Source organism: Rhodococcus sp. YH1, from assembly GCF_009939605.1.
Classification (GTDB): Bacteria; Actinomycetota; Actinomycetes; order Mycobacteriales; family Mycobacteriaceae; genus Rhodococcus; species Rhodococcus aetherivorans.
The window spans coordinates 27,221-40,801 of the sequence record NZ_WVTE01000237.1; the positions used below are offsets into that span (position 1 = coordinate 27,221).

At 73.3% G+C, this 13,581-nt stretch carries 14 protein-coding genes and 1 riboswitch; of the genes, 6 read left to right on the forward strand and 8 right to left on the reverse strand.

Translation table 11 applies throughout. The features are described 5' to 3' along the window. Positions 1 to 42 precede the first annotated feature (42 nt). Both AIIKEEIJ_RS21810 and AIIKEEIJ_RS21815 read left to right on the forward strand, forming a co-directional pair. Positions 43 to 1,716 (forward strand): ATP-binding protein, encoded by a 1,674-nt coding sequence (locus AIIKEEIJ_RS21810; protein ID WP_161996539.1) that lies wholly within the window; start codon positions 43 to 45, stop codon positions 1,714 to 1,716. Further along, positions 1,698 to 2,366 (forward strand): response regulator, encoded by a 669-nt coding sequence (locus tag AIIKEEIJ_RS21815; RefSeq protein WP_029541800.1) that lies wholly within the window; start codon positions 1,698 to 1,700, stop codon positions 2,364 to 2,366. The genes AIIKEEIJ_RS21810 and AIIKEEIJ_RS21815 overlap by 19 nt, the downstream gene beginning before the upstream one ends. Before the next feature lie 12 nt (positions 2,367 to 2,378). Here AIIKEEIJ_RS21815 and AIIKEEIJ_RS21820 read toward each other — a convergent pair whose 3' ends face one another. Then, the gene (locus AIIKEEIJ_RS21820) at positions 2,379 to 4,037 is read right to left on the reverse strand and encodes a DNA repair helicase XPB (RefSeq protein WP_006936177.1); all 1,659 of its coding nucleotides are present in this window, start codon (positions 4,035 to 4,037) and stop codon (positions 2,379 to 2,381) included. Positions 4,038 to 4,113: 76 nt separating this feature from the next. Beyond that, on the reverse strand, positions 4,114 to 6,402 hold the full coding sequence (locus AIIKEEIJ_RS21825) for a helicase-associated domain-containing protein (RefSeq protein WP_050034706.1): 2,289 nt from the start codon (positions 6,400 to 6,402) through the stop codon (positions 4,114 to 4,116). 59 nt (positions 6,403 to 6,461) lie between these two features. Here AIIKEEIJ_RS21825 and AIIKEEIJ_RS21830 point away from each other — a divergent pair, with 59 nt between their 5' ends. Next, positions 6,462 to 6,650 carry a hypothetical protein gene (locus AIIKEEIJ_RS21830; RefSeq protein ID WP_006936172.1) on the forward strand — a complete coding sequence of 63 codons (189 nt, stop codon included), beginning with the start codon at positions 6,462 to 6,464 and terminating at the stop codon, positions 6,648 to 6,650. Positions 6,651 to 6,714: 64 nt separating this feature from the next. Here the strand turns inward: AIIKEEIJ_RS21830 and AIIKEEIJ_RS21835 are convergent, their stop codons facing one another. The 3 genes from AIIKEEIJ_RS21835 to AIIKEEIJ_RS21845 form a co-directional block, all read right to left on the reverse strand. Next, entirely contained in the window at positions 6,715 to 7,299 is a 585-nt protein-coding gene (locus AIIKEEIJ_RS21835) for a resuscitation-promoting factor Rpf1 domain-containing protein (protein WP_161996540.1), read from the reverse strand. A 9-nt stretch (positions 7,300 to 7,308) separates the two neighbouring features. Continuing rightward, a riboswitch (cyclic di-AMP (ydaO/yuaA leader) is annotated at positions 7,309 to 7,534 on the reverse strand. Between the two features lie 211 nt (positions 7,535 to 7,745). Next, the gene (locus tag AIIKEEIJ_RS21840; RefSeq protein WP_006936165.1) at positions 7,746 to 8,138 is read right to left on the reverse strand and encodes a YccF domain-containing protein; all 393 of its coding nucleotides are present in this window, start codon (positions 8,136 to 8,138) and stop codon (positions 7,746 to 7,748) included. Beyond that, on the reverse strand, positions 8,135 to 8,377 hold the full coding sequence (locus AIIKEEIJ_RS21845; RefSeq protein ID WP_006936164.1) for a hypothetical protein: 243 nt from the start codon (positions 8,375 to 8,377) through the stop codon (positions 8,135 to 8,137). Before AIIKEEIJ_RS21845 ends, AIIKEEIJ_RS21840 begins: the two co-directional genes overlap by 4 nt. A 167-nt stretch (positions 8,378 to 8,544) precedes the next feature. On the opposite strand from AIIKEEIJ_RS21845, the gene AIIKEEIJ_RS21850 reads away from it, so the two are divergent. Further along, a complete protein-coding gene (locus AIIKEEIJ_RS21850; RefSeq protein WP_029541805.1) occupies positions 8,545 to 8,955 on the forward strand; it encodes a cold-shock protein in 411 nt (136 codons plus the stop codon). 82 nt (positions 8,956 to 9,037) lie between these two features. On the opposite strand, the gene AIIKEEIJ_RS21855 is transcribed toward AIIKEEIJ_RS21850, so the two are convergent. The 3 genes from AIIKEEIJ_RS21855 to AIIKEEIJ_RS21865 form a co-directional block, all read right to left on the reverse strand. Next, positions 9,038 to 9,505: a DUF2771 family protein gene (locus tag AIIKEEIJ_RS21855; RefSeq protein ID WP_161996541.1), complete on the reverse strand. Its 468-nt coding sequence runs from the start codon at positions 9,503 to 9,505 to the stop codon at positions 9,038 to 9,040. Further along, positions 9,505 to 11,205, reverse strand: coding sequence for an MFS transporter (locus AIIKEEIJ_RS21860; protein WP_006936158.1), 1,701 nt, complete (start codon positions 11,203 to 11,205; stop codon positions 9,505 to 9,507). The genes AIIKEEIJ_RS21855 and AIIKEEIJ_RS21860 overlap by 1 nt, the downstream gene beginning before the upstream one ends. Positions 11,206 to 11,266: 61 nt before the next feature. Then, the gene (locus tag AIIKEEIJ_RS21865) at positions 11,267 to 12,061 is read right to left on the reverse strand and encodes a glutaminyl-peptide cyclotransferase (RefSeq protein WP_006936156.1); all 795 of its coding nucleotides are present in this window, start codon (positions 12,059 to 12,061) and stop codon (positions 11,267 to 11,269) included. 49 nt (positions 12,062 to 12,110) lie between these two features. Between AIIKEEIJ_RS21865 and AIIKEEIJ_RS21870 the strand changes: the two genes are divergently transcribed. Both AIIKEEIJ_RS21870 and AIIKEEIJ_RS21875 read left to right on the forward strand, forming a co-directional pair. Beyond that, the gene (locus AIIKEEIJ_RS21870; protein ID WP_202917411.1) at positions 12,111 to 13,112 is read left to right on the forward strand and encodes a DUF3027 domain-containing protein; all 1,002 of its coding nucleotides are present in this window, start codon (positions 12,111 to 12,113) and stop codon (positions 13,110 to 13,112) included. A gap of 2 nt (positions 13,113 to 13,114) precedes the next feature. Further along, the coding region (locus tag AIIKEEIJ_RS21875; RefSeq protein WP_443217117.1) for a sacsin N-terminal ATP-binding-like domain-containing protein at positions 13,115 to 13,581 on the forward strand (467 nt) is incomplete at its 3' end.

Here is a 13,581-nt window from a genome sequence, read left to right on the forward strand (position 1 = left end):
GAAACGGATCAACGTGTCGGACCCCGAACTGCCGGAGGCGTCGTGAGGCTGCGCACCCAGGTGCTGCTGTTGCAGTCCGCCGTGGTGGCGGTGGCGCTCGGACTCGGGTTCGCGGCGTTCGTCACCACCACCGAGGACCGCGTCACCGACGAGTACGGACAACGCGCCCTCGCCGTCGCCCGGACCGTCGCAGCCGATGCCACGGTCCGGGCCGAGGTGGCCCGGCTCGCGGCCGCCGACGACGGAGTCGTCGCACCCGGCAACCCGGAGCTCGCGACCGGCACGGTCCAGCAGGCCGCCGAGGCGGTGCGCGCGGCCACCGGCGCGTTGTTCGTGGTGGTCACCGACGAGCAGGGACTGCGGCTGGCTCACCCCGACGCGCGGCTGCTCGGTCTGCGGGTCAGCACCGACCCGGACGAGGCCCTGGCCGGACGGGAGGTGGTGCGCAGCGAGCGCGGCACCCTCGGCGACTCCGTCCGGGCCAAGGTGCCCGTCGACGCCCCCGGCTCGGAGCGGGTCGTCGGCGAGGTCAGCGTCGGCATCGCCACCGACCGCGTCCGGTCGGAGCTGCGCGAGGACGTCGCGCAGGCGGCGCTCGTCGCGGCCGGCGCCCTGGCGTGCGGCGCCGCGGGATCGGCGCTGCTGGCCCGCCGGTGGAAGCGGCTGACCCTCGGCCTCGAGCCCGAGCAGCTCGCCGAGCTGGTCCGGGAGCAGGAGGTCGTGCTGCACGGCATCGGGGAAGGGGTGATCGGCGCCGACACCGACGGGGTGGTCACCGTCGTCAACGCCGAGGCCCGGCGGCTGCTCGACCTGCGCGGCGGAGTGGGGGACCGGCTCGAGGACGTCGGGCTCACCCCGCGCCTGCTCGACGTCGCGCGCCACCCCCGCGACGAGCCGGTGGCCGCCGCCGCGGGCGACCGGATCGTGCTGGCCGTCGCGCGACGGGTCCTGCGCGACGGCCGCGACCTGGGCACCGTGATGTCGGTGCGCGACCGCACCGACGTCGAGAAGCTCACCCGCGAACTCGACGCCGTGCAGTCGCTGACCACCGCCCTGCGGGCCCAGCGGCACGAGACCGCGAACCGCCTGCACCTGCTCTACGGCCTGCTGCAGCAAGGCCGCAGCGCTCAGGCCACCGAGTACCTCGAGCAGCTCCTCGGATCCGGGCCCACCGGCCGGCCCCTCGACGGGCTCGACGCCGTCGCCGACCCGTACCTGCACGCCTTCCTCACCGCCAAGGCCGCCCACGCGCGGGAGAGCGGGGTGACGCTGGTCCTCGGCGAGAACACCTGGGTGCGCGGCACCGTCCGCTGCCCCGTGGACGTCACGACCGTGCTGGGCAACCTGCTCGACAACGCGATCGAGGCGGCCCGCGAGCACGGGCACGACCCCGCCGAGGTGGAGGTCGAACTCGTCGAGGCCGGCCGCGACCTGCACCTGGCCGTCGCGGACACCGGTGCCGGCATCGCCGCCGGCCGCGCCGGGGAGGTCTTCGGGGAGGGTGTCACCACCCACGCCGACGGTGCCGTCCCGGGCGGTCGCGGAATGGGCCTGGCGCTGGCGCGGCAGGTGGCCCGGCAGCACGGCGGCGACGTGATCCTCGCCGATCCCGGCGGGCGGCGCACCCCGGACAATCCCACCGGGGGCGCGGTGTTCGTCGCCACGCTGATCGACGTACTCGACCAAGGAGACACCGGGTGGGCGGATCCGATCTGACGGTGCTCGTCGTCGACGACGACTTCCGCGTCGCGGAACTGCACGCGAGCGTGGTCGCCGCGGTGGCCGGGTTCCGCGTGGCGGCGGTCGCCGGTACCGTCGCGGCCGCGCGCGCCGCGGTCCGCGAGGCCCCGGTCGACCTCGCGCTCGTGGACGTGTACCTGCCCGACGGCTCCGGCATCGACCTGATCCGTGAACTCGACTGCGACGCATTCGTACTCGGCGCAGCCGCCGAGGGCACGACGGTGCGGGCCGCGCTGGCCGCCGGCGCCTCGGGGTATCTGGTCAAGCCGTTTCCCAACACCGAACTCGCGCGGCGGTTGTCGGCGTACGCGCAGTACCGGCGTCTCGTCGCCGGCGCCGAACTCACCCAGGCCGAGATCGACTCGGCGCTCGCCGCGCTGCGCCCGGCGCCGTCGGGCGCCGGCGACAGGGCGCCCCGATCGGTGACCAAAGAACTTGTCCTGCAAGCTCTTTCGTCCTCGAACACGCCCATGTCGGCGGGGGAGGTGGCGGCCACGATCGGGGTGTCCCGCGCGACCGCCCAGCGTTATCTCGCCGCGCTCGTCACCAAGGGGCAGCTGCGGATGCAGCTCCGGTACGGCAGCACGGGACGACCGGAACAGGAGTACCGCCTCCCGCCCGGCTGAACCGGCCGGCGGTCAGCCGATGGTGGGGCCGAGCAGATCGTCCGCGTCGGTGATCCGGTACGCGTAACCCTGTTCGGCGAGGAACCGCTGCCGGTGCGCGGCGTACTCGGCGTCGAGGGTGTCGCGCGCGACGACCGAGTAGAAGTGCGCCTGCCCGCCGTCGTGCTTGGGGCGCAGCAACCGGCCGAGGCGCTGCGCCTCCTCCTGGCGCGAGCCGAACGTGCCCGACACCTGCACCGCCACCGACGCCTCGGGCAGGTCGATCGAGAAGTTCGCGACCTTCGACACGACGAGCACCTTCAGCTCACCGGCGCGGAAGCGGTCGAACAGCTCCTCGCGCTCCTTGTTCCGGGTCGAGCCCTTGATCACCGGGGCGTCCAGCGCCTCGCCGAGCTCGTCGAGCTGATCGAGGTACGCCCCGATGATCAGGGTGGGGGAGTCGCGGTGCCGGTCCAGGATCGACTTCACCACCGCGATCTTCGTGTGCGCGGTCGAGCACAGCTTGTACCGCTCCTCGGGCTCGGCCACCGCGTACGTCATCCGTTCCGCGTCGGTCAGGGTCACCCGCACCTCGACGCACTCCGCGGGCGCGATCCAGCCCTGCGCCTCGATGTCCTTCCACGGTGCGTCGTAGCGCTTGGGGCCGATGAGCGAGAATACGTCGCCCTCGCGGCCGTCCTCGCGCACGAGGGTCGCGGTGAGGCCGAGCCGGCGCCGGGACTGCAGGTCGGCTGTCATCCGGAACACCGGGGCGGGCAGCAGATGCACCTCGTCGTAGATCATCAGCCCCCAGTCGCGGGAGTCGAACAGCTCGAGGTTGCGGTACTCGCCCTTCGACTTGCGGGTGATGACCTGGTAGGTGGCGATGGTGACCGGGCGGATCTCCTTCTTCTCCCCGGAGTACTCGCCGATCTCGTCCTCGGTGAGCGACGTGCGGGCGATCAGCTCGCGCTTCCACTGCCGGCCCGCGACGGTGTTGGTCACCAGGATCAGGGTGGTGGCGCCCGCCTTGGCCATCGCGGCCGCACCCACCATCGTCTTCCCCGCCCCGCACGGCAGCACCACCACGCCGGAGCCGCCGGCCCAGAACGAGTCGGCGGCCATCTCCTGGTAGTCCCGCAGGTGCCAGGGGTTGGTCTCGAAGTCGAGGTTGATCGCGTGTGCCTCACCGTCGACGTAGCCGGCGAGGTCCTCGGCCGGCCAGCCGACCTTGAGCAACATCTGCTTGAGCCGGCCGCGCTCGCTCGGATGCACGATCACAGTGTCGTCGTCGAGCCGGGCGCCGAGCATCGGCGCGATCTTCTTGTTGCGCATCACCTCCTCGAGCACCGCCCGGTCGAGGCTGACCAGGGTCAGGCCGTGCGCGGGGTTCTTCACCAGCTGCAGCCGGCCGTAGCGGGCCATGGTGTCGACGATGTCGACGAGCAGCGGCTGCGGGACCGCGAACCGGGAGTGGGTGACCAGGGCGTCGACGACCTGCTCGGCGTCGTGTCCCGCGGCGCGGGCGTTCCACAACGCCAGCGGGGTGACCCGGTAGGTGTGCACGTGCTCGGGGGCGCGTTCGAGCTCGGCGAACGGCGCGATGGCCTGCCGGGCCTCGTTCGCGAGGGCGTGGTCGACCTCGAGGAGCAGGGTCTTGTCGGACTGGACGATCAACGGTCCGTCGGCCACGGACGCCTCCTAGCACGGGAACAGGCAGAACCTCCCCATTCTCCAGGTGCGGCGGCAGGCCCGCCACCGGCCGCCGTCACTCCACGAGCGCGACCGTGGTGATGCGGTGCAGCACGAAGCTGCGGACCGTGCCCGCGGCGGGGTCGAACGCCTCGAGCTGCCCCCCGCCGACGGCGACGGGATCGACGATGCGGTGGGTGGCGACGCCCTGCGCGTCGACGTAGCCGATCCGGACGCTGCGCTTGCCGTGCGCGGCGAGCTGCAGCAGCGCCATCGTCGCGGCACCGCCCGTGCGGGTGCCGTCGCCGCGGACGGTGGTGCCGCGCGGGGCGGCCGCGGCCCGGTCCCCGGCGCGCAGCGTGCGGATCAGGGTGTCGAGTTGCTCCCCGGTGGGCGGCGTCGGTCCGATGTAGCGGGGCCGTGCCCGCGGCACCGACACCCGGGCGCCTCGTGGCCGCAGGTCCAGCACCGCGCCGGTGGCGTCCTCGCCCGCGGGCGCGAAGCCCGCACCGCGCAGCTCGGCGAGCACCTCCGCCAGCGGCGCCTGCGACACCGCGACCGTCGGCGCGACGGCCCGCAGGGCGAGGTGGCCGGCGACGGGGTGACCGAGCACCTCGGCCAGCAGCGCCGGGTCGTCGGAGCGGACGAACGAGGCGGCGATCCCGGCGCGGAGCCGGCCGTGGCGGCGGGCGACGTCGTCGATCAGGTAGGTCAACGCCTGGGGGACGGGAGTGCGCGAATGCGTGGCGAACAGGGCGTGCAGCTCGGCGGCGCCGGTGCCCGCGTCCAGAGCGCGGCGCACGCCGGTCTCGCTCACCCGGTACACCGTGGCCGCGCCCGCCGACTCGACGTCGGCGACGAGGGCGATGCGGTCCGCGAGTTCGGGCACCAGGGGGCCGGGCGCCACCACCGTCAGGTCGGCCTGGACCAGCACGTAGTCGACCGGTTCCGGCAGGACCGCGGCCATCTCCGCCTCGGGGTCGCCGCCGTGCAGCAGCGCCTTGCCGGGCGAGGCGAGAGCCCCGTGCGCGACGACGGCCAGCGCCGTCGCCTCCCGCAGCGTCTCGGCCACCGTGTCGGCGCCGAGCCGGGCCGCCCACCGCGGCCGCCGCCAGGCCAGCACGGCTCGCGCCGCATCCGCGCCGGGCGCCGACCCGGGCACCTCGGCGAGCAGCTCGAGCAGCAGGCGCCGCTCGCGCGGTGCGGCGGTGGACTGGCATTCGTCGGACAGTGCGGCGATCGGCTTGTCCGTCGCGTCGCGGCGCCCGACGAGCCACGGACGTCGCGGCGCGTCGAGCCACGCGCCCGCGAGCACGGCCCAGCGCTGCGCGGGCGGCGCGTTCGACCAGCCGTCGGCGGCGGTGGTCGGCGCCCAGTAGTCGTCGATGTCCGTCGGGGGCGGCGGCTGGGGCACACCCCGCGAGATCAGGCCGGCCGCGGCGAGTACCTCGACGAGCAGCGCGGCGAGTTGCTCGTCGACGTCGACGGTCTTGGCGAGGCGGCGCAGTTCGCGCACTCCGAGTCCCCCGGACTTGAGCGCGGGGGCGGGCAGCGCGGCGAGCGCGTCGATCAGGTTCTCGCAGTGCCGCAGCAGTTCGAGGGCGGCGCCCGCAGCGGTGGCGTTGACCTCGGCGACGACGTGCGTCGCGGGCAGCGGCCGGGGCGGGGTGAGGGCGGCGGGGTCGAAGGGGGCCTCGCCGCGCAGCGCCTGACCGACCCGGTGCGGCAGCTCGACGGTCTCGTCGTCGAGCCGGATCAGCAGCCCGGCGGTGAGCAGGCGCTGCACGGGCCGGTCGGCGGGTGTGCCCGCCGCGGCGTCGCGGGTACGCCCGACGGGCGAGGTGCGCGCGAGGGTGTCGAGCAGGCTGCGCTGCGCCGGATCGAGGTCGGCGAGCAGGGCGCCGACCTCGGCCGGGGCCGGCAGCTGCTCGGGGTCGGGACTGCGGCCGATTCGCCACGGCACCGCCTCGGCCGCGGCCTTGACCAGCCGCAGCCCGTCGGCGGGACCCCACACGAGCGACAGGCGGCGCAGGCGGTCGAGGGACCGGTCGACGTTCTTGGCGGTGACGCGGCCGGACACGGAGTCGAGCAGCGCCCGGCGGGTCACCGGCTCCCGGTCGGCGCCCAGCCGGGTCAGCGCGTCGACCACACCGAAGTCGAGGACGGTGAGTTCGTCGGCGGCGCGGAACACCGAGGCACGTTGCTGCGCGCGGCCGGCCAGGACGGCCATCGTCGCGGGTGGCGGGACCACCAGGTCGGGGCGCGCGCGCAGCAGCTCGGCGAGGTCGGCGTCGCGGCGGTCGCTCAGCCAGCGCGCGAGCGACTCCGGCCCGGTCTCCGGCGCGGCGGGGTCGGTGGCGGTCATCGAGACCAGATTAGAGACCTGAAGTAGCTGTCCGTGAACCTGCCTGCCAAAATGAGCGCATGGCTGACAATTCGAAGAAGCAGTATGTCGATCCGGGGTGGCCCAAGGTGGCGGACGGGGACCACGCCGTCACCGAGTTGTCCTCGACTCGTTCCGGCCCGTTGTCCCCGTACGGCGAGGAGATGGAGTTCCCGTTGCCGGTCGACTCCCTGCCGTACACCCACCCCCGCACCGTCATCAACCGCTGATCGAAGCACGAAAGAGCCCCGCACCGGAACGGTGCGGGGCTCTTTCGTGCGTCTGTGCCGGGTGTCAGTTCGGCAGGGCGGCGTTGACCGCGTCGACGAGGTTCTGGTCGACGGCGATGCCGGCCTGGCGCAGGGCGTCGAGGCCCTGTTCGAAGCCGGCCCGCAGGCCCTGGGCCTCCGCGGGCAGAGCGGGAAGCTCTGCCACCTCGGGGGCGGCCTCGACGACCGGGGTGTTCTGGACGGTGCCGGCGCTCGTGGACGGGGCGCTGCGCTGCGTCGGAGCGCTGCTCAGGCCGAGGCTCGAGGAGCAGGACGGCCACGCGCCCCAGCCCTGGCCGGCGAGCACGCGCTCGGCGACGGTGATCTGCTGCTCGCGGGTGGCCTGGTTGGCGGTCGCCGCGTACTCGCCGCCGCCGTAGGCGTTCCACGTGCTGGGGGAGAACTGCAGGCCACCCTGGTAGCCGTTGCCGGTGTTGATGCCCCAGTTGCCGCCGGACTCGCACTGCGCGAGGCGGTCCCAGTCGGAGTCGGGAGCGGCGTTGGCGGTGCCGCTGAAGGCGACGCCCGTGACGCCGAGAACCGCGCTGGTCAGCGCGAACTTGGCGACGGTGCGGCCGGTGTTGGTGGGTTTGCGATGGCGTCCGCTCATGTCGGTTCCGGTTCCTCTCCGTACGCGCCTACGAGGTCAGCTGTCGGGTTCGGGCTGAAGAGGTAGCCCGGCCTCCTCGCCGGTGGGCGATTCGGCTTCACCCCAAGGACCGTCGCCGTGGGCGGCGATCCGGGTGCCTCCTGGGAATCGGTGTTCCCTGGGAGACCGTTGGGTCCCCCGCTTCCTGCTCCCGTGGATCGTTCGTCGGGACACCCGGAATCCGCGGAGCAGGATTTGGCGCGACGGACCCGGGGTGGCCGAACCAACCGGCCGGAGACGACGGTAACGGCTCAAGGCGGGGATTGTCACCAATTGATAACGCCGAGCGCGGCGAGGGCGGCGCGTGAGTGGCGCGTGTGGCGGGATGAAGTCGCAGGTAGGGACCAAAGTCCATCGCCGGTGCCGGTTCGCGACCTCGCCGTTATGCCCGTGTTATGTGAGGAACGTCACATGTAACTCGGGCGGTTGTCCACCGGGACGATGTCCTTCCCGAGCGGCAGCAGCGAGATCGGCACCATCTTCAGGTTCGCGAGCGCCAGGGGGATGCCGATGATCGTGATCGCCATCGCGATCGCCGTCACGACGTGACCGAGGGCCAGCCAGATGCCGGCGACGACGACCCAGATCACGTTGCCGATCAGCGACCCGGCCCCCGCCGTGGGCTTGTCCACCACCGTCTTGCCGAACGGCCACAGCGCGTACATGCCGATGCGGAACGAGGCGATGCCGAACGGGATGGTGATGATCAGCACGAAGCAGATCAGGCCTGCCAGGAAGTACCCCAGCGCCAGCCACAGGCCGCCGAAGACCAGCCAGATGATGTTGAGCAGAATCCTCACGTGCGATCCCTTCCGCGGGAGCGCCGGCCGGAGCGCAGCGCGAAGGTCAATGCCAGCACGAAGCCGAGCGGCCAGGCGAGAGTCAGCAGATACAGCACCAGGCCCGGCCGGCCGTCGGTGACGGCGGGGGTCAGGAAGATCGCCACCACGGCGACGATCCCGACCAGGAAACATGCCAGCGCGGCCTTGAGCAGGCCGTTGCCCGGTGCGGAAGAACTGGAGGTGCCCACGGGTTCCACCGTAGTGCTTCCCCACCCGCCCGCGCCGCCGCCGGACTTTCGAAGGTGGACTCCGCCGCGGGTACACTGACGCATGTCTGCGCGTCCCGCACTCGAAGCGGGGCGCGTTGTTTTGCATATCCACTCGTGCCCCACGGGGCACGGCTGTCGAGGAGCGGGTGAACGCAGTGCCTACCGGCAAGGTGAAGTGGTACGACATGGAGAAGGGCTTCGGCTTCCTGTCCCAGGAGGAGGGCGAGGACGTCTATGTGCGTGCCTCCGCGCTCCCGGCCGGGGTCGAGGGCCTCAAGCCGGGTCAGCGGGTGGAGTTCGGCATGGCCGCGGGCCGTCGCGGACCGCAGGCGCTCAGCCTGAAACTGCTCGATCCACTGCCGTCGGTGCGCCAGGGCGGGCGGCGTGAGGCGGCCCCCCAGAAGCGGCACACGCCCGACGAGCTGCACGGCATGGTCGAGGACATGATCAAGCTGCTCGAGGCCACCGTGCAGCCGGAGCTGCGCAAGGGCCGCCATCCCGAGCGCAAGACCGCCCAGCGGATCTCCGAGGTGATGCGGGCCGTCGCCCGCGAGCTCGACTCCTGACGCCCGGCGTCGGGCCGACCCGACGCGAGAGGGGCCTTCCGGGACAGCATCCGGAGGGCCCCTCTCGCATGCCGGACGGGGGTCAGAACGTCTGGATCGCCCACACCGGCGCCTGCTCCCCGGTGGCGGGAAGCTGCAGCACCACATTCAGCAACTGCGCGCCGGGGTCGGACGGCACCGTCACGGCCCGGGCCTGACCGGGCGTGTAGTCGCGGAACCCCTCGAAGATCTCGCCGGTGCGGGGATCACCGTAGGTGACGTTCAGCCGCCAGTCCGAGTCCGTGATCTCCGACGGCAACGACAGCTGCAGCGGCCGGCCCGCCGGCACCTTGAGCATCACGGCCTCGAGGCCGGCGCACGTGCCGTCGGCGCTGCACAGGCCGGGCTCGACCGTGACCGTACGGCCCTGCGCGTACGCCGTCACCGTGGGCACGCTCGGCGGTGCGGAACGGACGAGGGAGACCACGACCGCGGTGAGCCCGCCGATCGCGACCAGCGCCACGATCACCAGGATCGCGATCGTCTTCTTCGTCCGGGGCTGCAGTCTCATCACGTTCCGTTTCTCGTCGTACGTCCGCCTGGCCGCGGGATGCGACCGGTGGTCTCCTGGGTGGCGTGTTCCGGGCGTTTGCCACCGAAGCCCGGAACGACGGTGCCTCCACGGTAGGTGAGGATCGTCTGCGTCAGACCGAGGGCCAGCACGACGGTGACCACGGTGAACCCGAGCCAGTACTCGGTCGGCAGCAGGACCCCCAGGGCCCCGCCGAACACCCAGCTCAGCTGCAGCACCGTCTCCGAGCGACCGAACCCGGACGCGATGGACTCCTCCGGCAGGTCCTGCTGCAGTGACGCGTCCAGCGACACCTTCGCCAGCGCGCTCGCGCAGGATCCCACCAGCGCCACGAGGGCCGCCGTGATCAGGTTGCCGGTCGCGGCGGCCAGCGCCGCCATCACCGTCACGGCCGCGGTGCACCGCACCACGATCAGCGCGGGACGGCCCAGCGTGAGCCGCGCGCCGGTCGCGTTGCCGGTGAAGTTGCCGATGGCGGCGGCCGCGCCGACCAGACCCAGCATCCCCGCCTGGACCAGGGGCTCGTGCTCGGTCTTCGACTTGGCGACGAACGCGATGAACAAGGTCAGGAAGCCGGTCAGCACCCGGATCGTGCCGTTGCCCCACAAACCGGTGAGCACGGCCCGCCCCAGCGGCTGCCGGCGGCTCTTCGCGCCGCCGGCGGCGCGCGCGGGCGTCGCGATCACTTCGGTGCGGGTCCCGGTGACCTCGGTGCGGGCCTCGGCGCCGTGATACGACAGCGTGGCCGGCACCTCGCCCTCGGTGACCTCGACCCACGACGGGATCCGCATGCTCAGGTACGCGCCGAACGCCGTGATGACGGCGCACAGCCACAATGCGCCGGACGATCCGAACAGCCAGGCCGCGGCGGCGGCGACGGCCCCGGCGCCCATCGTGCCGCCCACCAGGCCGAACACCGTGAGCCGGGAGTTCACCCGGACCAGATCGATCTCGGGCGGCAGCACCCGCGGCGTCACCGCCGATTTGAGCACCGCGAACGATTTGGACAGCACCATCATCGCCAGCGCGGCGGGATACAGCCCCCAGCTGTCGAAGTTGAACACCAGCACCACGGCGAGCACGGTGCGCGCGGCGAACGACGTGGCCAGCGCCAGCCGGCGACCGTGCTGCAACCGGTCGAGCAACGGACCGATCAGCGGGGCGATCACCGCGAACGGGGCGATCGTGATGAGCAGATACAGGGCGACCTTGGTCTTGTCCTCGCCCGTGGCCGCCGAGAAGAACAGGGTGTTGGCCAGGGCCACGGCGACCGCCGCGTCGCTCGCGAAGTTCGCCATCGTCGCGTAGGTCAGGGCCGTGAGGCCCGAGCGGTCCGCACCGTCCGCGGTGGCGGCCCGGCGGAATGTCGCGATGCCCTTGCTCGTGAGCTCACGGCTGCGCAGCGCCGCGACGCGGGTGACCGTCAGTTTCCGCGGCATCCGTGGGGCCCGCGGGGCGCCGGCGCGCTCCTCGCGGGAGAAGTCGTCGCCCCGGTACCTGCGGGCGTCCTCGACCGGATGCAGCGGCGGCAGGGGGGTACGTCGCGCAGACGTGCGCCGCGGCGGCGGATAGTTGCCGTTGCCGGGGTGCGGGGCCCGGGCCGACCGGCGGGGACGACCGCCGACGTCGGCGCCACGGCCCGCGTCGTCGTGTGCGCGTTCCTCGTCCGAATCGGTCACGGCACAATTCTGTCGCACCGGGCGGATCGGTGTTCGGTGGCGTGCCCCACCTGCGGCGCGATCACGGCACGAACCGCACCTCGAACACCGACGGCCAGTACTTGCCGGTGACGAGGAAGCGATCGGTACCGGGCAGGTGCGCGATTCCGTTGAGCACGTCGATGCGCTCGCGCTGCCCGTCGGTGAGCCGCTCGCGCAGCGCCCCGGCGTCCACCACGGCGGTCACCCGGCCCTCGTCCGGGTCGATGCGCAGGATCTCGTCGGTCTTCCACACGTTGGCGTACACGGCACCGTCGTCGGTGCATTCGAGTTCGTTGAGGCGGGTGACGGCGCGGCCCTCGCGCAGGACCGTCACCCGGCCCGTCTCCGCGAAGGTCCCGGGGTGCCGGAACGTCAGCTCCGCGGTGCCGTCGCTCATCACCAGCCGGTCGTCCTGGGCGCACAACCCCCAGCCCTCCCCGTCGTAGCCGGCGCGGCCGCGTTCGGCCAGGGTGTCCCGGTCGCGGGCGACCGCGACCCCGTCACGCCACGTCAGCTGCCACACCGTGGTGCCGGCGACGGTGATGCCCTCGCCGAACATGCCGTCCGGCACCGGCACCCGGACCCGTTCGGCGCCGGTGGCCAGCGACCGCGCCGCGATCCACGACCGGCCGGACAGGCCGGTGCCTTCGAGCAACTCGTCGCCGGACACCTCGAGGCCCTGCGTGAACGCGGCGGGATCGTGCGGATGCACGGCCACGAGCTCGGCCCGCAGGCGCTCGGGCGGCGGACCCGGATCCGCCGGGGCGGAGTCGCACGCGGCCGCCGCGACGCAGGCGGCGACCGCGGCCGCGACGGAGAGCGGACGGCGGCGCATGCCCACATGATGGCAGCCGAGGGTCGCGGTGGCGGTTCCGTGCGGCAGAATGGGGTCCGTGAGTGGTGTGCCTTCCTCAGTTGCGTCCGGCTCCGCGTCCGCCTCTACCGAACAGCTCGTGCAGCCTCTGCTGGCCGACGCCGTCGACGTCGCGCGGGCCGCGCTGCTGGACGCGGGCGAGACCGGCGTCGGCGCGTACCTCGGCGTCGCGGCCGAGGACGACTGCGCTGCCACCCACCGGTTCGCCGCGGAACTGCCCGGGTACCGGGGCTGGCAGTGGGCCGTCGTCGTCGCCGCCGCACCCGGCTCGGACCGGGTGACGGTGAGCGAGCTGGCGCTGCTGCCCGGACCGGACGCGCTCGTCGCGCCGCGGTGGGTGCCGTGGAACGAGCGGATCCGGCCCGGCGACCTCGGTCCCGGCGACCTGCTCGCGCCCCCGGCGGGGGATCCGCGCCTCGTGCCCGGCTACGTCGCCACCGGCGACCCCGAGATCGACGAGACGGCCCTCGAGATCGGCCTCGGCCGCACGCAGGTCATGAGCCTCGAGGGCCGCCTCGAGGCAGCCCAGCGCTGGTACGACGGCGACTACGGCCCCGACTCGGAGATGGCCAAGGCCGCGCCCTCGACGTGTCGGCTGTGCGGGTTCTACCTTCCCCTCGCGGGTTCCCTGCGGGCAGCGTTCGGGGTGTGCGGCAACGAGTTCGCCGCCGACGGCCACGTGGTGCACTCGGCGTACGGGTGCGGCGCCCACTCGGACACCACCCTGCCGACCGGCGCGGGCTCCCCGGTCCACGAGGCGTACGACGACTCCGCTGTGGAGGTCGTCGCCCTGCCGCCGGCCGAGGCGGGTGCGGAGGCGCACGCCCCGGCGGACGCGGAAGGCACGGTCCCGGAGGCCTCGGAGGAGACCGGGTCCGGGAGCGCCGGGGACACGGAGAGCGCCGAGAACACCGAGAGCACCGAGAACACCGAGAGCACCGAGAACACCGAGAGCACCGAGGACACGACTGCCGAGCCGGCCGCGGTCGCGCCGCCGGAACAGACCGACTGAGGATGCCGCGCCCCGACCCCGCCGACCCCTTCGGGACCGCGGCGCTGCGCGAGGGCACCCTGCTGGCCTGGGCGTCGTCCCCGACGCGGCTGCGGGAGGATGCCGCCACCGAGGCCGATCTCGTCCGGGCCGGCTACCGGGACCGGGTGCTCACCGAACTCGCGCAGAACGCCGCCGACGCGGCCGCGCGCGCGGGCGTGCCGGGCGCGCTGTGCCTGTGGCGCGACGGCGACGACCTGCACGTCGCGAACACCGGCGCGCCGCTCGACGAAGCCGGCGTGCAGGCGCTGACGGCGCTGCGGGCGTCGAGCAAGACCGGCGGGGTCGGCCGGTTCGGGGTCGGCTTCACCGCCGCGGCCGCGGTGAGCGAGGACATCGAGATCCGTTCGCGGTCCGGCTCGATCCGCTTCTCCGCCGCGCACACCCGGGACGCGCTGGCCCACCGCGGCGTGCCCGCCCCGGAGTCCGG

What these genes read in the sequence shown, in the direction of transcription:
- AIIKEEIJ_RS21825 (WP_050034706.1), bottom strand. Translation starts at nt 6,402, where the DNA reads ATGACCGCCACCGACCCCGCCGCGCCGGAGACCGGGCCGGAGTCGCTC.
- AIIKEEIJ_RS21830 (WP_006936172.1), top strand. Translation starts at nt 6,462, where the DNA reads ATGGCTGACAATTCGAAGAAGCAGTATGTCGATCCGGGGTGGCCCAAG.
- AIIKEEIJ_RS21835 (WP_161996540.1), bottom strand. Translation starts at nt 7,299, where the DNA reads ATGAGCGGACGCCATCGCAAACCCACCAACACCGGCCGCACCGTCGCC.
- AIIKEEIJ_RS21855 (WP_161996541.1), bottom strand. Translation starts at nt 9,505, where the DNA reads ATGAGACTGCAGCCCCGGACGAAGAAGACGATCGCGATCCTGGTGATC.
- AIIKEEIJ_RS21865 (WP_006936156.1), bottom strand. Translation starts at nt 12,061, where the DNA reads ATGCGCCGCCGTCCGCTCTCCGTCGCGGCCGCGGTCGCCGCCTGCGTC.
- AIIKEEIJ_RS21870 (WP_202917411.1), top strand. Translation starts at nt 12,111, where the DNA reads ATGGGGTCCGTGAGTGGTGTGCCTTCCTCAGTTGCGTCCGGCTCCGCG.